Raw genomic sequence first — 19,483 nt, forward strand, 5'->3', positions numbered from 1 at the left:
TGCGTCAGTCGACCTCGGCGCTGCCGCTGACCCGCAGCTTGCGGCGGGCCCGCTCGTAGAAGGTGGTGGTGCCGAGGCGGACCACGCGGCCCGCGCAGCGCACCGCCGTCACGGTGAGGCGGTCGCCGGGCGACAGCCGCGCGCCGACCGAGCCGTCCACCTCGACGGCGAGCTGCCCGCTGGAGGGCAGCAGCTCCAGGGTGACCTCCTCGTCGGCCGACAGCACCAGGGCCCGGTTGAAGGAGGAGTGGGCCGCGGCCGGGACCACGAGGAACCCCTCGACCAGCGGCGAGACCAGCGGGCCGCCGGCGGAGAAGTTGTAGGCCGTCGAACCGGTCGAGGTGGCCACGATGACGGCGTCGGAGGCGTACCGGACGAAGGGCTGGCCCCCCACCGAGATCGACACCGCCGACAGTCCTTCGCCGGGGATGCGCACCAGGGCGATGTCGTTGAACGCGGTGACCGTCTCGCCGTCGGGCATGGACGCCCGGACGGCCATGCGCGGCTCGACGGTGAAGCGGTGGTTGTCGATGGCCGACAGCGCCGGCGGCAGCTCCTCGACGTCGATCTCGGCGAGGAAGCCCAGCTTGCCCAGGTTGACGCCGAGGACCGGGGTGATGCGCTCGGAGGCCAGCCGCATGGTGCGCAGCATCGTGCCGTCGCCGCCCAGGCTCACCAGCAGGTCGGCGCGCTCGACGAGCGTGGCGGCGTCGACCCGCACGGCACTGCAGTCGATGCGGCCCACCTCGTCGGGCAGGCCGAGCACGGTGACGCTCCTGGTGCGGGCCCACTCGATGATGGTGTCGATGGCCTCTTTGGAGTCCCGCTGCGGGTGCAGCACCAGCCCTACGGTCTTGACCATGCCCATGCAGGCAACTGTACGGCCGCCCGCCTCCTGCGGACGCCGGTGTCCCCGCCACGGTGGCCCCCACGGTGGCCCGCCGGCCGCGGCCTTCGCGGCCGCGTGGCGACCGGGACGACGCACGACGACGCACGACGACGCACGACGACGCACGACGACGCGGGACGACGCGAGATGGCACCGCGCCGGGCGCGGGAGATTGTGTAGTCGACACTATCCACCATCGCCTAATTAAGTGGTGCTGACACCAGTTTGGTGGCCGATGTGGCGTCGTTCCGGGCCGATGACGCGCTGATCGACGTGGTAAACCGAGGGCGAGCCGGAAACCGCGCTAACTTAGCCCCAAGAGCCGGCCAATGCGCCGCCCTGTTCCACACGTGGGAGGCGGCGGAAATCGGGTATATTCTTGAGGGGTCAAACTATGCCCTGTGAAAGGAGTGGAAGATGGCGACACAGATCCAGACGCTTCTCATCGACGACCTGGAAGGTGGCGAAGCAAAAGAGACGGTGTCCTTCGCGATTGACGGCACCAGCTACGAGATCGATCTGAACGACAAAAACGCCAGGAATCTCCGCGAGGCTCTTTCGCCTTTCGTGTCCAGCGCGCGCCGGGCTGAGAGCGCTCCCGCCCGGGGGCGCAAGCGTGGCGGCTCTCAGCGTCCCTCTCGCGACAAAAGCTCCGAGATCCGCGCTTGGGCCAAGGCGCATGGCCTGAACGTCAGCGAGCGTGGCCGCATCGCCTCGCACATCGTGGCACAGTACGAACAGGCTCAGTGATTGATTAAGCCGTCCCGCCCGGTTTAGTCGCCCGGCGAGCATGTGATCCGCCGCGCGGGTCGCCGCACGCGGACCGCGTTTGCGGCCGCCGTGCTCGCAGCGGGCAGAGGCCGTCCCAGTGGGGAGGACGGCCCCGCCCGGCCTCCGCCGTCCTCGTGGACGACGGGGTTGACCTGCGGATCCGCGGCGCTGGTCGGTGCGCGTCCAGGGGCGGCCCCGCCGAGCGTGCTCGGGTCGCCATTCGCGGAAGGGTAGTGCTGACTTCAGTCACTTTGTCACAATGAGCACTATTCCTTACCGTCGTTACGTGTTAGCCGTGCCGCCGCCCGGCTCTGGAGGAGTCCCCGGAAATCATGGGCAGGCAGCACGCCGCCGGCAAGGCGGCTTTCCACCCGTAACCGATGCTTAACAGGTGCGAGAGGTCGCGGGATCGCCGCGCGACAACCGCCGTGTGCGCCTTGCCGCGCCCGGGCGCCGGGTATGCCGGCCCTCGGCCATGTCAATCCGAACCGATCCGGCCGGGACATGACGACTTGACGCATCCGCCTTACCGACGTCACCATCTTGCGATAGCGTCTGCCGTCACGACGCTCTCACCCGCCTACTCCGCGGCCGGCCCGAACCCGCCGGGAGGGTCCTGTCCGACCGCATGCCGTCTCACCGGCCGTAATGGGAATGCCCGCCGCGGCCGGGGCGATTGCCCGGGCATTTTCCGGCGCGGAGCCTATCGCGGCGGCCCGGCGGGCGTCCGCTGTCCGCTTCCGGACATTCGCCGCCGTCCCGCGCCCAATCCGCCGCGTTACATGCGATCGCGATATGCAATGCCCTCCGGCGAGCCTATTGACCGGTCGTCGTGCCGGTGAATGCCCGTGGATGCTTAGCGGCTCCGCGTACCCGCGTATGGCGGTTTGTCGTACCTTTCCGCTCCTATAAGTCATAGGAGCATGGCCTCCGCGCCCCTGGACCGCCCGCCGGACGCGCTGAACAGGGCATGGTGACCGAGGGCCGCCCGCACGCGGGGCCACGACGCGATCAGCGGGTCGTCAACTCCTCCTCAAGTGCCGCCGGCGCCGAGATAGCGCCCGGTGCGAGCGGGTAGCCATGGGAGCAGTTGTCCATCAAGGGGGAGAGGGCAATGAAACGTGCGGTTCTGGGGGCGGTGTCGCTCGGCGGCATCGGTCTGGGCGTGATGCGATGGCGCTCCTCGCGCCGGAGCAGGGCCAGGACGCGGCGGGAGGCCGCCCGCTGGCTGATGGTCACCATCAACCGCCGGCCGGAGGAGGTGCTGGCGGAGGGCCGGCTCCCCGAGCCGCTGGCGAGGCTGGGCGACACCGTGGAGGTGCGGGTGCGCGAGGCGCCCGGAGGCCGCGGCACCGAACTCGGCGCCCGCCCGCTCGCGGGGGTGCCCACCGGCGCCACGCAGGTGCTCGCCCGGCTCGGCGGCGAGGATCCGCGCCAGGCGGTGCGAAAGGCGCTGCGGGAGTCCAAGTGCCTGATGGAGACGGGGGAGGTGCTGCTGCCGGACGCGCCGCCGAGCACGCGGCCCACTCCCGCAGGGAAGATTCTGGATCTCGCCGTGCAGCGCGCGGGCGGGGAGGGGCGGCTGTGAAGGCACTGTGCTGGCAGGGCGTGAACGAGCTGTCGGTGGAGCGCGTCCCCGACCCCAGGATCCTCAACGCCCAGGACGCCATCGTCAAGGTCGGCCTCACCACGACCTGCGGTTCCGACCTGCACCTGCTGGGCGGCTACATCCCGGCCATGCGCGCGGGCGACGTGATCGGGCACGAGTTCCTCGGCGAGGTCGTCGAGGTCGGCACCGAAGTGCGCCGGCACAAGGCCGGCGACCGGGTCGTGGTGTGTTCGATCATCGGCTGTGGCCGCTGCTGGAACTGCGAGAACGGCCTGTGGTCGGCCTGCGACAACTCCAACCCCGATCCCGGCCTGACCGACATGCTGTGGGGGCAGCCGTCCGCGGGCATCTACGGCTACTCCCACGCCACCGGCGGGTTCAAGGGCAGCCACGCCCAGTACGTCCGCGTCCCCTTCGCCGACCACGGCGCCTTCGCCGTGCCCGACGGCGTGAGCGACATGGACGCCCTGTTCTGCTCGGACGCGGCGCCCACGGGCTGGATGGGCGCCGACCTCGGCGGGGTCAAGCCCGGCGACGTGGTCGCGGTGTGGGGCTGCGGCGCCGTCGGCCAGATGGCGGCCCGCGCGGCGATGCTCCTGGGCGCCGAGCGGGTGATCGCCATCGACCGCCACCCCGAGCGCATGACCATGACCGAGCGCCACGTGGGCGCCGAGACCCTGGACTACACCCGCACCGACGTGATCGCCGAGCTGAAGGAGCGCTCCGGTGGCAGGGGCCCGGACGTCTGCATCGAGGCCGTCGGGCTGGAGGCCGACAGCGCCGGGCCGAAACGCCTGTACGACCGGGTGAAGCAGCGGGCGGGCCTCACGCTGGACCGTCCGGCCGCGGTGCGCGAGGCCATCTACGCCTGCCGCAAGGGCGGCTCGGTGTTCGTGCTCGGCGTCTTCGCGGGCCTGGTCGACAAGTTCCCGCTCGGCGCGATGATGAACAAGGGCCTGACCGTCAGGGGCGCTCAGCAGCACGGGCAGCGCTACATCCCGAGACTGCTCGACATGGTGAGCAACGGCGAGCTGCGCACGGCCCACATGGCGACCCACACCATGCCGCTGGAGCACGGGCCGCACGGCTACGACCTGTTCAAGAACAAGAAGGACGGGTGCGTGCGCGCGGTCTTCCGCCCCTGGGCCTAGTGCGGTGACCGCATGCCTTCACGGCCGCCGCCCGGGTGTCCGGACCGCCCCCCGCCGGAGGGGGACGTCTCTGGGGGCCCGCTGAGGCCGTGCTCGACGGGTGCCCTGCCTGCGGCGTGCGCGGGCGAGCCGAAGGTCCCGTTGAGCTGGGGACCTTCGCCGCTGACAGCTCTTCCCGGCCGGCGGGACGATCGATATCAGGGCGCTGGACAGGGGAGGCAGCCATGGTCGTGAATGTCGGCGACGTCATGGGCAGGGTCGCCATCGCGGTGAGGCCGGACACCTGCTTCGCCGACCTGGTGGAGACGATGCGTCGCTTCAAGGTCGGCGCCGTGGCCGTCGTCGACTCCGGCCGCCGGCCGGTCGGAGTTGTGTCGGCGGACGACCTGCTGCTGCGGGAGATCGGCGCCGAGCGCGTCGAAGCGGTCATCGAGGGCCGCGGGCCGGTCCGCGGGAACACGAAGGTCGCGGGGGACAAGGGGGGCACGGCCGCCCAGGTGATGAGCAGTCCCGCGATCACCGTGACCGAGGTGACGCCGGTCCGGGAGGCGGCCCGCCTCATGCACGAGCACCGGATCAGGCAGCTTCCCGTCGTGGACCGCGTCACCGGCAAGATCGTCGGCACCGTGCACCAGGCCGACCTGCTCAAGATCTTCGTCCGGCCGCCCGCGGAGGTGCTCGACGACGTCGAGGAGGCCGTGCGCGGGGCCGGCGTCGAGCCGCGGACCCTGTCGATCCTCGTCGAGCACGGGCTGGTCGCGCTCACCGGGACGGTCCCGAGGCGCTCGCAGATCCCGCTGGTGGTGGAGTCCGTGCACGCGGTGGACGGCGTGATCGAGGTCGACGACCGGCTCGGCTTCGCCACCGACGACCTGATCACCGTGCCGCCGCTGTACCTGTGAGCCCACTCCGCCGCCCCGGGGAGGGCGCGCGCCGGTCCGGTGGCGCCTCGTGTGAGGGTGGTAGGCGAGGGGGAGGTGCGCCATGGCGGGACAGATCGTGGTCGGCGTCGACGGTTCCCACTCCGCGGCGGCCGCGGTGGAATGGGCGGCGGACGACGCGGTGCGCAGAGGAGCCCGGCTGCGCGTCGTGCACGTGCGCGAGCCCTGGTCGATGGACTACCCCTACCGGTCCGCGCCGTGGCTGCCCGACGCGCTGACGGCGTACTGGCGGGCCGTGCTGGCGGCCACCGTCGACTGGGTGCGCGGCTACGCGCCCGGCCTGCAGGTGAGCGCGACCCTGCTCACCGGCGCCGCCGCCGAGCGGCTGTGCACCGAGGCCGAGGACGCCGACGAGCTGATCCTGGGCGGCGGCGGGCCCGGCGGCTTCGTGGGGGCGGTGCTCGGCTCGGTGGGCCGCGATGTCGCCTGGCACGCCATGGCGCCGGTGGTCGTGGTCAACCGCTCGCCCGGGCGGCGTCATGGCGAGATCGTCGTCGGCTACGACGGGTCCCCGGTGTCGGAGGCCGCCATGGAGTACGCGCTCGGCGAGGCGGCCCGGCGGTGCGCGCGCGTGTGCGTGCTCTACGCCTGGAGCGCGCCGCCGTTCTCCCCGTACGCGACCGCCTGCGCCGGCGGCCTGGCCGAGGCGATGGGCGAGGTGACGCGGGAGGTGCGGCTGCGCCTGGCGATGTGGCGGGAGCGGTGCCCGGGGGTCACCGCCCGGTTGCGCCCCATGCGCGGGCATCCGGTCACGGCACTCTCGGACGCCTCCCGGCGGGCCGATCTGGTGGTCGTGGGCTCCGGCGCGCACGGTGACGCGACGGGCGCGGGCTTCGGCGGCTCGGCCGGCTACTCGGTCGGCTACGAGGTGCTGCGGCACGCCCGCTGCCCGGTCGCCGTGGTCCATCCCCGGGAGACGGCCGGATCACGGCCGGGCGGAGGCGGCCATTAATAGGTAAATATGTCGAATATCCCTTTTATCCGGATTCGCGGAGCGGTCGCGATGGGGACACTCCTGGTATGGCGGACGTCCCACCGCGCTCCCTCATGCCGCACACGCGGCTGGACGAGGTGCTGTCGGAGCTGCGGGCCCGGCTGGAGACCGTGCTCGCCACCCGTGACCGGGTCCACGCGCTGCTGGACGCGGTCGTCTCCGTGGGCGGCGACCTGGACCTGCAGACCGTCCTGCGTCGCATCGTCGAGACGGCCACGACCCTGGTGGACGCCACCTACGGCGCCCTCGGCGTGATCGGCGAGGAGAACACCCTGGTGCAGTTCATCCCGGTCGGGCTGAGCGAGGAGGAGATCGCCCGCGTCGAGCACTGGCCGCACGGGCTGGGCCTGCTCGGCCTGCTGATCAAGGAGCCGCGCACGCTCCGGCTGCACCGCATCGCCGAGCACCCGGAGTCCTCCGGCTTCCCGCCCGGCCACCCGCCCATGGGCGGTTTCCTCGGCGTGCCGATCAGGGTGCGCGAGAAGGTCTTCGGCAACCTCTACCTGACCGAGAAGCGCGGGGGAGGCGACTTCGGGGAGGACGACGAGACGGTCGTGGTCGCCCTCGCCGCCGCGGCGGGCGTCGCCATCGAGAACGCCCGCCTGTACGAGGAGACCCGCGGCCGCGAGATCTGGCTCCAGGCGTCCTCGGAGGTCACCACCCGCCTGCTGTCGGGGGCCGGCTCGGCCGAGGTGCTCGCGCTGGTGGCCCGGCGGGCGCGCGAGATGTCCGGCGCCGACGTCGCGGTGGTGCTGCTGCCCTGCGCCGGCGGGGAACGGCTGCGCGTCACCGTCGCCGACGGCGTGCCGGCCGGGCGGGTCAGCCCCGCGGAGGTCGCGGTCGCAGACTCGCTGCCGGGCCGCGCCTACACCTCCGGCGAGCCGGTCGTCGTCGCCGACCTGGCGGAGACGGCGATCCCCGCCCTGGTGTGCGAGCGCTCGCGCGCGGGGCCGGCCGTCGCCGTGCCGCTGGGCGCCGCCGGCGCGGTGCGCGGGGTGCTGTCGCTCGGCAGGCGCCCCGGCCGGCCGCCCTTCGGTGGGCCCCACGTGCGCATGCTGCACTCCTTCGCCGGGCAGGCGTCGCTCGCCCTGGAACTGGCCGAGGCCCGCGCGGACGCCGAGCGGCTGCTGCTGCTGGAGGACCGCGACCGCATCGCCAAGGACCTGCACGACGTCGTCATCCAGCGGCTGTTCGGGGTGGCCATGACGCTGATGGGCGCGATGCGCCTGCTCGACCGGCCCGAGGCCCGCACGAGGGTGCGGCACGCCATCGACGAGTTGGACGGCACCATCCGGCGCATCCGCTCGGCCATCTTCGCCCTCCAGAGCCCTCCCGCCCCCGGCGCCTCCCCGCCGGGCGCGCGCATGGCCTGGCGCCACGCCACCCCGTCAAAGGCGGCCCCGGCCGCCCGTGATCTGCCGGACGGCGGGGGCGGGGTCAGTCGCGGCGGCCTGCCTTGAGCTGCGCCGCGAGCGCCGCGGCCTGCGTGCGCCGCTGCATGTCCAGCTTGGCCAGCAGGTTGGAGACGTAGTTCTTGACCGTCTTCTCGGCCAGGAACAGCCGCTCGCCGATCTGCCGGTTGGTCAGCCCCTCCCCGATGAGCTCCAGGATGTGACGCTCCTGGCCGGTGAGCGCCGCCAGCGGGCTCTTCCTGGCGGCCTGCTCGCGCAGGCGGCGCAGCATCGACGCGGTGCTCTCCGGATCCAGCAGCGACTGGCCGGCCGCGACCGTCCGCACCGCGCCGACCAGGTCGGACCCGTGGATCTGCTTGAGCACGTAACCGGCCGCGCCCGCCATGACGGCGTCGAACAGGGCGTCGTCGTCGGCGAAGGAGGTCAGCATCAGGCAGGCCAGCCCGGGCGTCCTCGCGCGCACCTCGCGGCAGACCTCCACGCCGTTGCCGTCGGGCAGCCGCACATCCAGCACCGCCACGTCCGGCCTGAGCGCCGGGATGCGCGCCACGGCCTGCTCGGCCGTGCCGGCCTCTCCGACGATCTCCATGTCGCCCTCGGCCGACAGCAGGGCGGCGACCCCCCGGCGGACCACTTCATGATCGTCCAGCAGGAACACGCGAATCATAAGGCGACCCCAGTGACCTCTCCCGCGCGCGGCCCGGAGTACCGCTCCGGGCCCGGCCCGTGTCCCCGCGGGCCGGGTCCGGAGCGTCCGGCGCTAGTCGGCCTTCTCCACCGGCACGCGCTTGCTCTGCTGCCTCTCCTCCGCCAGCGGGATGTCCACCTCCAGGATGCCGTCGTGGTAGACGGCCTTGACGTCCTGCTCCCCGGCGTTGGCCGGCAGCGGGACCGACCGGCTGAACTCCCCGTACCGGAACTCCGTGCGGTGCGGCTCGGACCGCTCCTCCTTGCGCTCGCCGTGGATGGTCAGCATCCCGTTGGACACCACCACCTCGACGTCCTGCTCGGGGTCGATGCCGGGCAGCTCGGCGCGCACGATGTAGTGGCCGTCCCGCACGGTGTCCTCGAACCGGACCATCTGGCCCGCGGTGTAGGGGCGGCCGCCTCCGGTGAAGGGCGCCTCCAGCCAGTCCAGCAGGTCGGGTACCAGGCCTCTGGACGTGCTTCGCGTCTGTATGGACATGAGAACCTCCCTGGATAGTTCGCGGGACCGTCAGTTCCATCCGACTCCCCGAAGCGCGCCGGGGTCACGGTCGTAGGTCCCGAATGCGCGTGACGTTCGCCTCGCGCGGGGCGGACGGCCGACGCGCCGCCCCTTCGCCCCGCGTCACGGACCGTCACGCTCCACCCGTGGTGGCGCTCACACGCGCCGGGACTGCCCCGCCATCTGGGCGACGTCCTCGGCGGCGTCCTCGGTCAGCTTGGCCGACAGGTCCGCCAGAGCGCGCCCCACGGCCAGCTCGTCGCCGATCTCCGGGACGGGCCGGTCGACCGGGTTGCGCCGGGCGTACCCGACTCCCTCGCGCCGCATACCGGCGCGGTTCATCAGGACGGCCCGCGCGACGGTGCGGTCGTCGTTGTCGTCCTCGGTTATGTAGATCTCCACTGCCCACTGCTTGACCTGCATGGGGGCCTCCTTCCAGTGTCCTACCTCCACCATCTCTCACCCGCCCGCGCGCCGGGACGCCGCCCCGGGCGTGTCCGGCCGCCTCCGCGGGGGTGTCCTCACTACAATCCCCCGGGGGCGAGTTCGGGGGATGTGGGAAGGCTTCATGCTGCACGGCATCGATGTGTCCAACTGGCAGGGCGCCGTCAACTGGGCGGGGCACGCCGGCGACGGCGTCGACTTCGGATTCGCCAAGGCGACCGAGGGCACCGGCTTCACCGACAAGTGGTTCGCCCGCAACTGGGCGGCCATGCGGGAGAACTGGCTGGTCTGCGGCGCCTACCACTTCGCCCACCCGAAGGGCGACGCCGAGGACCAGGTGCGCCACTTCCTGGACGTGGTCGACGCGGCGGGCGGCCTGCGGCGCGGCGACCTGATCGCCCTGGACCTGGAGCACTCCGGGCACCTGCCGCCCCAGCGGGTGGCCGCCTTCGCCCGGCGCTGGTGCCACGTGGTGAACATCGTCACCGGGGTGCGGCCGCTCATCTACACCTTCCTGTCCTTCGCCAAGAAGGGCTACTGCGCGGGTCTTGAGGACTACCCGCTGTGGATCGCCGCGCCCAGTCATCCCAAGGGCCACCCCGTCGTGCCGCCGCCGTGGGACCGCTGGGCGATCCACCAGTACGCGCACGGCCCGATCGACCGCAACGTCTTCCGCGGCACCCGCGCGCAGCTCACCGCGCTCGGCCTGCAACCGGCCGAGGACCGCCGCAGCAAGGCGTAGGGAGCGCGATAACGCCGACCGGTTTCCCGGTAGCATCGGGCACGACAAGCGGAGTGCCCGCGCCCACCCATCTCCTTGGAGCAACCGTGTCTGCCGCCCTCGAAATACGCATCACCCTCGCCGGAGCCGAGCGTGTGGTGGCGGGCGGCACGACGGCCGGAGAGGCGCTCGCGGCCGACGGCCGGTCGGTCGTCGCCGCCAAGATCAACGGCGAGCCGCGCGACCTCGCCGCCGAGGTCGCCGACGGCGACGTCGTCGAGCCCATCGCCATCGACAGCGAGGAGGGCCGGGCGATCGTGCGCCACTCCACCGCGCACGTCATGGCCCAGGCCGTCCAGGAGATCTTCCCCGGCGCCCGGCTCGGCATCGGCCCGCCCGTCGAGAACGGCTTCTACTACGACTTCGACGTCGAGCAGCCCTTCACCCCCGACGACCTCAAGCGCGTCGAGAAGCGCATGCGCGAGATCGTCAAGCAGGGCCAGACCTTCGCCAGGCGCGCCGTCAGCGACGAGGCCGCGCGCGAGGAGCTCGCCGCCGAGCCCTACAAGCTCGAGCTCATCGGCCTCAAGGGCGGCGCCGGCGAGGAGGAGAGCGTCGAGGTGGGCGGCGGCCAGCTCACCATCTACGACAACCTCGACCCCAAGTCCGGCGAGCTCTGCTGGAAGGACCTGTGCCGCGGGCCGCACGTGCCCTCCACCCGATCCATCCCGGCGTTCAAGCTGATGCGCTCCGGCGGCGCCTACTGGCGGGGCAGCGAGAAGAACCCGCAGCTCCAGCGCATCTACGGCACCGCCTGGGAGTCGCGTGACCGGCAGGACGAGTACCTCCGCCTGCTGGAGGAGGCCGAGAAGCGCGACCACCGCAAGCTCGGCGCCGAGCTCGACCTGTTCTCCTTCCCGCCCGAGCTCGGCTCGGGCCTGCCGGTGTTCCACCCCAAGGGCGGGGTGATCCGCAAGCTCATGGAGGACTACTCCCGCAAGCGGCACGAGGAGGCCGGGTACTCCTTCGTCAACACCCCGCACATCACCAAGGAGCACCTCTACCAGGTCTCCGGCCACCTCGACTGGTACGCCGACGGCATGTTCCCTCCCATGGAGCTGGAGGGCGCGCGCTACTACCTCAAGCCCATGAACTGCCCGATGCACAACCTGATCTTCAGGGCGCGCGGGCGGTCCTACCGCGAGCTGCCGCTGCGGCTGTTCGAGTTCGGCACGGTCTACCGCTACGAGAAGTCCGGCGTGGTGCACGGCCTCACCCGCGTGCGCGGCCTGACCCAGGACGACGCGCACATCTACTGCACCCGCGAGCAGATGCGCGACGAGCTGACCTCGCTGCTGCGTTTCGTGCTCGAGCTGCTGCGCGACTACGGCCTGGAGGACTTCTACCTCGAGCTGTCCACCAAGGACCCGGTCAAGTTCGTCGGCACCGACGAAGACTGGGAAGAGGCCACCCAGACGCTGCGCGAGGTCGCCGAGTCCGAGAAGCTCGAGCTGGTGCTCGACCCCGGGGGCGCCGCCTTCTACGGCCCCAAGATCTCGGTGCAGGTGCGGGACGCCATCGGCCGCTCCTGGCAGATGTCCACCATCCAGCTCGACTTCAACCTGCCCGAGCGGTTCGAGCTGGAGTACCAGGGGGCGGACGGGGCGCGCCAGCGCCCGGTCATGATCCACAGGGCGCTGTTCGGGTCGATCGAACGGTTCTTCGGCGTGCTGGTCGAGCACTACGCCGGGGCGTTCCCTCCCTGGCTCGCGCCGGTGCAGGTGATCGGCATCCCGATCTCCGACGCCCACGTCGACTACCTCTCGCAGATCGCGGCCCGGCTGCGCGAGCGGGGCATCAGGGTCGAGGTCGACGCCTCGGCCGACCGCATGCAGAAGAAGATCCGCAACGCGCAGAAGGCCAAGGCGCCGTTCATGCTGCTGGCCGGCGACGACGACGTCGCGGCCGGCGCGGTCTCCTTCCGCTACCGCAGCGGCGAGCAGAACAACGGCGTCCCCGTGGACGACGCGATCGCCGAGATCGTCGACGCCGTCGAGCGCCGCGTCCAGGTCTGAGGCTCGAAGGAGGCGGGGCGGCGGCGGTGCCCGGCGGGCGCGGCCGGCGCCCCGCGTCCTATGCTGCAAGGCATGCAGGAGCCGATTGAGCAGCCCGGTGCGGGAGATCCCGACAACTTCCAGCGTCTGTGGACCCCGCACCGCATGGCCTACATCAAGGGAGAGAACAAGCCGAGCGGCTCGGGCCCCGGCGACGGCTGCCCGTTCTGCGAGATCCCCAAGATGAGCGACCAGGACGGGCTCATCGTGGCCCGCGGCTCCTCGGTCTTCGCGGTGCTCAACCTCTACCCCTACAACTCCGGGCACCTGATGGTGGTGCCCTACCGCCACGTCGCCGACTACGTCGACCTGGACGAGGCGGAGACCGCCGAGCTGGCCGACTTCACCAAGCGCGCGGTGCTGTCGCTGAGGAAGGCCAGCGGCGCGCAGGGGTTCAACGTCGGCATGAACCTCGGCCACGTCGCCGGCGCCGGCATCGCCGCCCACCTGCACCAGCACGTCGTGCCCCGCTGGGGCGGCGACACCAACTTCATGCCGGTGGTCGGCCACACCAAGGTGCTGCCCCAGCTCCTGCAGGACACCCGCGACCTGCTCGCCGGCGCCTGGCCCGCCTGACACGCCCGGCTCAGGTGGGCAGTGGGCTGAGCGCGGGGGCCGGGCGGGCCTGCGCCTGCGGGGCCAGGGCGCGGATGCCGGCCGACAGCACCAGCGGCACGGCCAGCGCCAGGGCCATCGACAGCACGGCCGCGCCCGAGTCGTTGACCAGCATGCCCACCACGCCGCTCACCAGCGCGCCGATCAGCCCGGCGCGCAGCATCGGCGCCCGCTCGAAGGCCACCGGCAGCACCCCGGCGCTGGCGGTGCCCGGCCGCAGCAGCGCGAAGACCAGGAACGCGAACGCCGCGATGACGATCGGCATGAGGTTGGGCGACAGCAGCGTGCTCAGCATGGCCCCGAGCTTGCGCCCGATCACCGGCAGGAACGTGCCGTCGATCACCTGACCGGCGAACCGACCGAGATGGGTCTGCGAGGCGGGCGGCCGCAGGTGGTCCAGGTAGGCGATGCCCATCACCAGGACCCCGCCGGCCACGCAGAACGCCCCGAGCCTGACCACCGAGACCCGCTTGCCGGCCACCAGCAGGGCGGTGACCGCGATGCCCGGCACGAAGGCGATGACGCCGCCGAAGTCGCTGCCCACCCCCGGCCAGCCGTCCAGGATCATCGCGAAACCGCCCAGCCCGGCCACCAGGAGGACGGCCGCCCGTCGGCGCCCGGCCCGCACCAGCCCGTCGGCGACCGCGGTGGTCAGCAGCAGCACGGCGGTGGCCATCAGCGCGAATGGGATGTTGCCCAGGCCGTAGTAGCGGGCGCCCACCACGCCGGTGTACCCCATGATGCTGTCGAGCTGCAGGGGCGTGCCGCTGAGCAGGTCGCCCACCAGCACCGCGGCCGTGACCCCGGCGATCACCGACGGCGGCCCGAGCACCCCGCCCGCGCCGGGACGGCCGCGCAGCCGCGCCCACGCGACCGGCGCGCCGAGAGCCAGCACGGTGAGCGCGGCGGCGCAGGCGAGCACCCCGGCCACCAGCGTGACCGCCGGCGCCGTGGCGCGCTCCCACGGGGCGAGGTTCACCAGGTAGGTCGAGACCGGCAGTGAGGCCAGGGCGAGCGCGGCGACGCGCACTCCGCCGAGGGCCCGGCGGCGGCGCAGCAGCAGGAAGGCGACCAGGTAGAACAGCACCTGCAGCACGGCGAGGCCGGTGAAGAAGCCGCCGCCGACGGCGCGGATGGTCTGCCCGGCGACGTCGGCGTGCCGCAGGGCGGCGACGCCCTCCTCGGTGCCGGTCGCGCCGGTGGGCGCCCACGGCACCCCGATGACGGTGCCGGGGACGGCCGCCCCGGCCGCCCGCAGAACCGTCGCGGTCACGTCGGGCAGGATCACCATGTCGTCGCGGTGGGTGGAGGTCGCGCCCAGGAAGTGGTCCTGAGCGCCGGGCGCCCGCCACATCGCCACCCGCAGGTGCGGCTCGGAGCCGTGGTCGGAGAGCCCGGTCAGCACGACCCGCGTGTCGGCGGGCAGGTGCCCGACGACCGTGCCGACGCCGGCGTCCGCGGCGGCGAGCGCCGCCCGGCGGGCGGCGGGGGTGAGCTTGTCGGGGGCGTCCGCCAGCAGCTCGCCGTCGTAGTAGGGGCGCACCAGGTCGTCGATGTCGGCGGCCAGCACGGGGCAGGCGGACCAGTCGCGGACGCCGTCGGGCGCCGGGGCGTACAGGTCGACGGCGCCGGAGCGGTCGGCGAGCGCGAGCGCCGCCCCCGGGCCGACGGCCGAGGTGCAGCCACCGGCCGCGTGGACGGCCGCGCCGAGCGAGCCGGCGTAGTCGGCGTCGCGCACCGTCCACAGCCAGTCGAAGCCGGGGATGACGGCCTTACCGCCCTGCTGCTCGACGGCGGGCGGCGGCCCGCAGCGGGCGCCGACCGAGGAGCGAACGCCCGAGGAGATCGTCAGCCACCCGTCGTAGGGGCAGGTGACGCGGCCGACGGTGCGCACCGACAGCGAACCGATGGCGCTCTGCGCCGCGAGCCGCCACAGGTTCGGGGTGGTCTCGGCGCTCACGTCGTCCCAGTGGAGCCCCGGCACGCCGATCAGCGCCACCCGCCCTGGGGCGTCGGCCCGTCCTGCGGCCTCCGCCCGCCCGGGGGCATGCGCCCACGCGGCGCCGGTCGTGACCATGCACAGCGTGATCACCGCCAATGCGCCCAGCGCCCGCCTCACCACTGACTGACCTCCCATGACGTCCACCCGCGAATCCATGGAACCGTACGGGAAAGCGCGCCGCCCGGTCCAGGAAATCGCGGTGAACATCGCCCGCGGCCCGGCGTGGCCCGGGATCAGGGCAGGACGACGGTGGCGGGCGCGCTCTCGTTGCCGAGGCGGTCGAGGGCGGTCACCAGGTAGGAGCCGCCGGCCGTGACCGTGAAGGACTGGACGGCGGCCGGGGCGGCCGGTGCCACGGCCACCAGGTTGCGGCCGTCGGCCGTCGCGCACGCGTCCGGCTTGGCGCCCGTGACCCGGTACACGGCGTAGGACCGGGCCTCGGGGGAGGACTTCCAGCTGAGCGCGCCGCCCGCCAGGGTCAGCCCGGTGGGGGCGGCCGGGGCCCTGCCGCCGCGGTCCTGGACCAGCGGAAGCAGCGCGGGGCGGGGGTAGTGGTCCTTGACCAGCGCGTCGAGCACGCCCAGCGGGTTCTTGGCGAGCTGGGCGGCGCTGAAGTAGACGTCCCCCCGCACCTCGGGGTACTTGCGGTTGAGGGTCAGGTGGGCGGGCAGCTCGCCGGCCCTGGTCCAGGCCGCGGTGTCCTTGGTGCCCACGCGGTAGAGCGCCTGGCCGATGTAGAGGTGCACTCCGGTGCCCTTGACCTGGTCGGCCCACCACGGCACGAGCTTGGCGTAGTCGGCGGCGGCGAAGCCGCGCGGCCAGTAGATCTGCGGCATGACGTAGTCGATCGACCCGGACTTGATCCACGCCTTCGCGTCGGCGTAGATGGCGTCGTAGGCGGACAGGCCCTTGGTGTCGGAGCCCGTGGGGTCGTCGGACTTGTTGCGCCAGATGCCGAACGGGCTGATGCCGAACTTGACGTACGGCTTGGCCTGGTGGACGGCCGCGCCGACCTGGGAGACCAGCGTGTTGACGTTCTCCCGCCGCCACTCGGCGAGCGACATGCCCTTGCCGTACTTTGTAAAGGCGGCGGCGTCGCCGAACTTCGTGCCCCGGCCGGGATAGGGGTAGAAGTAGTCGTCGAAGTGCACCCCGTCGATGTCGTACCGCTGCACCACGTCCTTGATCACCTTGACGGTGTAGGCGCGCACCTCCGGCAGGCCGGGGTTGTAGTACAGCTTCCCCTCGTGCTTGACCACCCACTTCGGGTGAAGGCGCGCCGGGTGGTTCGCGGGCAGCTTGGACACGTCATCCTTGTCGGCCGCGCGGTAGGGGTTGAACCAGGCGTGGAACTCAAGGCCGCGCTTGTGCGCCTCGTCGATGAGGAAGGGCAGCGGCTCCCACCCGGGGTCGCGGCCCGCGATGCCGGTCAGCCACTGGGACCACGGCTCATAGGGGGACTTGTAGATCGCGTCGGAGGCCGGGCGGACCTGGACGAACACCGCGTTGAGGTGGCGCTTGACCGCGTTGTCCAAAATGCGGACGTACTCGGCCTGCTGCCGCGCCGCGTCCAGGCCGGTCTTGGACGGCCAGTCGACGTTGTGCACGGTCGCGATCCACACGCCCCGCAGTTGCCTCTTGGGGTATTTGGGGCTCGCCTCGCACGCTTGCTCCTGCTTCGCCGCAGCGGGGTGGGCGGCCGCGGACCTGGCTTGGCCGGTCGCGGGCTTGGCCTCGGCGGCCGACCGCTTGGCCTCAGCGGCAGGGCGCTTGGCCTCGCTGTCGGCGGGAGCGGCGCCAGGCCCGAAGAGATAGGCGACGCCGGTGGTGACCACCGCCATGGTGGTGGCGGCGAGCAGAGGCCGATGTCCGTTTCGCATGGGACATCAGTCTGGCATCGGCCAAACACTGGTAAGGCCCGATAAAAGAAATCGCACCGTGATGCCACGGTGACACACGAGGTATATGAGGCCGCTGTGGCGAGGAGCGCCGGCCCATGACGGCGGCCGCCGTCCGGTGCGGACACGACGGTTTCCCGGCCGGCACCTGCGCGTCGGCGCCCCGGCCCGCCCGGCGATTCTCCGAAGCGGTCGCCGGATCGGCTCCGGCCTCCGGCGCGGGTGACAACTGCCTTACCTTCGATCGACGCGCGGTGCGAGCGGGCCGGCCGGTGTCGTACGGCCCGCTCGCTCGCACCGCGTCCGGCGGCCATCCCCGTGAAGCCCGGGGCCGCAGGGAAGGGTCTAGTCGGCGGCCGATCTGAGCTTGTCGGCCAGGTGGGAGGGCAGCGGCTCGTACCGCAGGAACGAGCGGTGGAAGGTGCCCGTGCCGTGCGACATGGACCGCAGATCGATGGCGTACCGGGTGATCTCCAGCTCGGGGACCTCCGCCTTGACCAGCGTGCGCCCGGTGCCGACCGGCTCGGTGCCGAGGACGCGGCCACGGCGCGAGGACAGGTCGGACATCACCGCGCCGACGTGCTCGTCCTCGACCAGCACCGACAGCTCGTCCACCGGCTCCAGCAGCAGGGCGGGCACCTTGGCCGCCGCCTCCTTAAGGGCGAGCTGCCCGGCGATCTGGAAGGCCATGTCGGAGGAGTCGACCGAGTGGGCCTTGCCGTCGAACAGCGTCACCCGGATGTCCACCACCGGGTAGCCGGCCAGCACGCCGCGCTCCATCTGGGCCCGCACGCCCTTCTCCACCGAGGGGATGAACTGCCTCGGCACCACGCCGCCGACGATCTTGTCGACGAACTCGAAGCCGCCGCCGGAGGGCAGGGGTTCGATCTCGACGTGGCAGATGGCGTACTGCCCGTGCCCGCCGGTCTGCTTGACGTTGCGGCCGGTGCCCTGGGCCTTGCCGCCGAAGGTCTCGCGCAGCGGCACCCGCAGCTCGACGCGCTCGACCTCGACGCCGTGGCGCTTGGCCAGGTGGTCCAGCAGCACGTCCGCGTGGGCCTCGCCCATGCACCACAGGACGAGCTGGCGCGTCTCGGGGTTGTTCTCCAGTCGCAGGGTCGGGTCCTCGGCCACCAGACGCCCGAGGGCCTGCGAGAGCTTGTCCTCGTCGGCCTTGGACCTGGCGCGGATGGCGACGGGCAGCAGCGGGTCGGGCATGGTCCAGGAGGTCACCAGCAGCGGTTGGTCCTTGTCGGACAGCGTGTCGCCCGTCTCGGCCCGGCTGAGCTTGGCCACCGCGCAGAGGTCGCCGGCGACGCACTTGGTGGTGGTGCGCTGGTGCTTGCCCAGCGGGGAGGACAGCGCGCCGATGCGCTCGTCCAGATCGTGGTCCTCGTGGCCCCGCTCGGTCAGGCCGTGCCCGGAGACGTGGACCACCATGTCGGGGCGCAGCGTGCCGGAGAAGACCCGGACCAGGCTGATGCGGCCGACGTAGGGGTCGCTGGTGGTCTTGACCACCTCGGCGACCAGCGGCCCGTCGGGGTCGCAGGCGAGGCTCGGCACCGGCTTGCCGCCGATCGTGGTGATCTCGGGCAGCGGGTGCTCCATGGGGGAGGGGAAACCCTGGGTGATGATCTCCAGCAGCTCCTGCATGCCGACGATCGCGCACGACCCCTGCACGGCGCACGTCGCCAGCACGGGGTAGAAGCCGCCCCTGGCCACGGCCTTCTCCAGGTCGTCGATCAGGACCTTGGTGTCGATCTCCTCGCCGGAGAGGTAGCGGTCCATGAGGGACTCGTCCTCGCTCTCCTGGATGATGCCCTCGATCAGCGTGCCCCGGTAGGCGTCGATCTGCTCCTGGTAGGCCGCGCCCGCCTGGTTCTCGGTGCGCGTGCCGGTCGCGTAGTTGTAGAACTTCTGCGACAGCAGCCCGATGAGGCCGTTCACGTGGCCGTTGGTGACCACCGGGAGGTAGAGGGGCGCCACACCGTCGCCGAAGGCGCCCTGGCAGGCGGTGACCACGTCGTCGAAGTCGGCCCGCTGATGGTCGATCTTGGTGATGACGACGGCGCGCGGCATGCCGACCGAGGCGCACTCCTCCCACAGCATGCGCGTCAGCCCGTCGATGCCCTCGGCCGCGGAGACCACGAACAGCGCCGCGTCCGCGGCGCGCAGGCCCGCCCGCAGATCGCCCACGAAGTCGGCGTAACCGGGGGTGTCCAGCAGGTTTATCTTGATGCCGTTGAAGGTGAGCGGCGCCACCGACAGGTTGACCGAACGCTGCTGGCGCACCTCCACCTCGTCGAAGTCGCTGACGGTCGTGCCGTCCTCGACCCGGCCGGTGCGCTGGATGGTGCCCGTCGCGGCCAGCAGGGCCTCCACGAGCGTCGTCTTCCCGGACCCCGAGTGGCCGACCAGCACGACGTTGCGCACGGCATCCGGCCGGTCGGCCGAGGGTGCCCTGCCCGCGGCTCCCGCTGGTCCTCCCGCTGTTCTCTCTGGCATAACGCCTCCCGCGTCTCGCCGTGAGATGCGGCCGCGCGCGGTCGCATCGTCCGCCGCCGCGCCCGCCGCCCGAAAAAGAGCGCGGTGCATTCACCCTTCACCCGTCCGGCGCGGATCACAAGGGTCTAAAGGCAAAAGTGCTCGCGAGAAGACATGTGGACTTCCTGACCCGTTCTCCGGGTCGTTCCCCGCCGTTCTCCGGCCCGCGCC

At 72.2% G+C, this 19,483-nt stretch carries 16 protein-coding genes; 9 read left to right on the plus strand and 7 right to left on the minus strand.

The features are described 5' to 3' along the window. Positions 1 to 4: 4 nt before the first annotated feature. Positions 5 to 868: an NAD(+)/NADH kinase gene (locus tag ABZT47_RS27075; protein WP_354847743.1), complete on the minus strand. Its 864-nt coding sequence runs from the start codon at positions 866 to 868 to the stop codon at positions 5 to 7. Between the two features lie 438 nt (positions 869 to 1,306). Between ABZT47_RS27075 and ABZT47_RS27080 the strand changes: the two genes are divergently transcribed. The 6 genes from ABZT47_RS27080 (at position 1,307) to ABZT47_RS27105 (ending at position 7,815) form a co-directional block, all read left to right on the plus strand. Beyond that, the gene (locus tag ABZT47_RS27080; RefSeq protein WP_354847746.1) at positions 1,307 to 1,639 is read left to right on the plus strand and encodes an Lsr2 family protein; all 333 of its coding nucleotides are present in this window, start codon (positions 1,307 to 1,309) and stop codon (positions 1,637 to 1,639) included. Between the two features lie 1,135 nt (positions 1,640 to 2,774). Continuing rightward, on the plus strand, positions 2,775 to 3,248 hold the full coding sequence (locus ABZT47_RS27085) for a hypothetical protein (protein WP_354847748.1): 474 nt from the start codon (positions 2,775 to 2,777) through the stop codon (positions 3,246 to 3,248). Then, complete coding sequence (locus ABZT47_RS27090) at positions 3,245 to 4,420, plus strand: zinc-dependent alcohol dehydrogenase (RefSeq protein WP_354847751.1); 1,176 nt, start codon at positions 3,245 to 3,247, stop codon at positions 4,418 to 4,420. The genes ABZT47_RS27085 and ABZT47_RS27090 overlap by 4 nt, the downstream gene beginning before the upstream one ends. A 224-nt stretch (positions 4,421 to 4,644) precedes the next feature. Continuing rightward, positions 4,645 to 5,322 (plus strand): CBS domain-containing protein, encoded by a 678-nt coding sequence (locus tag ABZT47_RS27095; RefSeq protein WP_354847754.1) that lies wholly within the window; start codon positions 4,645 to 4,647, stop codon positions 5,320 to 5,322. 82 nt (positions 5,323 to 5,404) lie between these two features. Continuing rightward, the gene (locus tag ABZT47_RS27100) at positions 5,405 to 6,313 is read left to right on the plus strand and encodes a universal stress protein (protein WP_354847758.1); all 909 of its coding nucleotides are present in this window, start codon (positions 5,405 to 5,407) and stop codon (positions 6,311 to 6,313) included. 68 nt (positions 6,314 to 6,381) lie between these two features. Next, a complete protein-coding gene (locus ABZT47_RS27105) occupies positions 6,382 to 7,815 on the plus strand; it encodes a GAF domain-containing protein (protein ID WP_354847761.1) in 1,434 nt (477 codons plus the stop codon). On the opposite strand, the gene ABZT47_RS27110 is transcribed toward ABZT47_RS27105, so the two are convergent. From ABZT47_RS27110 to ABZT47_RS27120, 3 genes are all read right to left on the minus strand, one after another. Further along, positions 7,793 to 8,434 carry a response regulator transcription factor gene (locus tag ABZT47_RS27110; RefSeq protein WP_354847764.1) on the minus strand — a complete coding sequence of 214 codons (642 nt, stop codon included), beginning with the start codon at positions 8,432 to 8,434 and terminating at the stop codon, positions 7,793 to 7,795. The two genes, ABZT47_RS27105 and ABZT47_RS27110, sit on opposite strands and share 23 nt — an antisense overlap. Before the next feature lie 93 nt (positions 8,435 to 8,527). After that, positions 8,528 to 8,953 carry an Hsp20/alpha crystallin family protein gene (locus ABZT47_RS27115; RefSeq protein WP_354847767.1) on the minus strand — a complete coding sequence of 142 codons (426 nt, stop codon included), beginning with the start codon at positions 8,951 to 8,953 and terminating at the stop codon, positions 8,528 to 8,530. A 177-nt stretch (positions 8,954 to 9,130) separates the two neighbouring features. Then, the gene (locus tag ABZT47_RS27120) at positions 9,131 to 9,397 is read right to left on the minus strand and encodes a DUF1876 domain-containing protein (protein WP_354847770.1); all 267 of its coding nucleotides are present in this window, start codon (positions 9,395 to 9,397) and stop codon (positions 9,131 to 9,133) included. Positions 9,398 to 9,542: 145 nt separating this feature from the next. Between ABZT47_RS27120 and ABZT47_RS27125 the strand changes: the two genes are divergently transcribed. From ABZT47_RS27125 to ABZT47_RS27135, 3 genes are all read left to right on the plus strand, one after another. Beyond that, positions 9,543 to 10,160 (plus strand): glycoside hydrolase family 25 protein, encoded by a 618-nt coding sequence (locus ABZT47_RS27125; RefSeq protein WP_354847773.1) that lies wholly within the window; start codon positions 9,543 to 9,545, stop codon positions 10,158 to 10,160. 86 nt (positions 10,161 to 10,246) lie between these two features. Next, a complete protein-coding gene (thrS, locus tag ABZT47_RS27130; RefSeq protein WP_354847775.1) occupies positions 10,247 to 12,214 on the plus strand; it encodes a threonine--tRNA ligase in 1,968 nt (655 codons plus the stop codon). 72 nt (positions 12,215 to 12,286) lie between these two features. Beyond that, complete coding sequence (locus tag ABZT47_RS27135) at positions 12,287 to 12,829, plus strand: HIT domain-containing protein (RefSeq protein WP_354847778.1); 543 nt, start codon at positions 12,287 to 12,289, stop codon at positions 12,827 to 12,829. Positions 12,830 to 12,839: 10 nt separating this feature from the next. Here the strand turns inward: ABZT47_RS27135 and ABZT47_RS27140 are convergent, their stop codons facing one another. From ABZT47_RS27140 to ABZT47_RS27150, 3 genes are all read right to left on the minus strand, one after another. Further along, positions 12,840 to 15,005 carry a hypothetical protein gene (locus tag ABZT47_RS27140; RefSeq protein ID WP_354847781.1) on the minus strand — a complete coding sequence of 722 codons (2,166 nt, stop codon included), beginning with the start codon at positions 15,003 to 15,005 and terminating at the stop codon, positions 12,840 to 12,842. A 98-nt stretch (positions 15,006 to 15,103) separates the two neighbouring features. After that, positions 15,104 to 16,750 (minus strand): family 10 glycosylhydrolase, encoded by a 1,647-nt coding sequence (locus ABZT47_RS27145; RefSeq protein WP_354847784.1) that lies wholly within the window; start codon positions 16,748 to 16,750, stop codon positions 15,104 to 15,106. 363 nt (positions 16,751 to 17,113) lie between these two features. Continuing rightward, positions 17,114 to 19,273: an elongation factor G-like protein EF-G2 gene (locus ABZT47_RS27150; protein ID WP_354847787.1), complete on the minus strand. Its 2,160-nt coding sequence runs from the start codon at positions 19,271 to 19,273 to the stop codon at positions 17,114 to 17,116. Positions 19,274 to 19,483 lie beyond the last annotated feature (210 nt).

This window comes from Sphaerisporangium sp. NPDC005289 (genome assembly GCF_040607455.1).
GTDB classification, from domain to species: domain Bacteria; phylum Actinomycetota; class Actinomycetes; order Streptosporangiales; family Streptosporangiaceae; genus Sphaerisporangium; species Sphaerisporangium rhizosphaerae.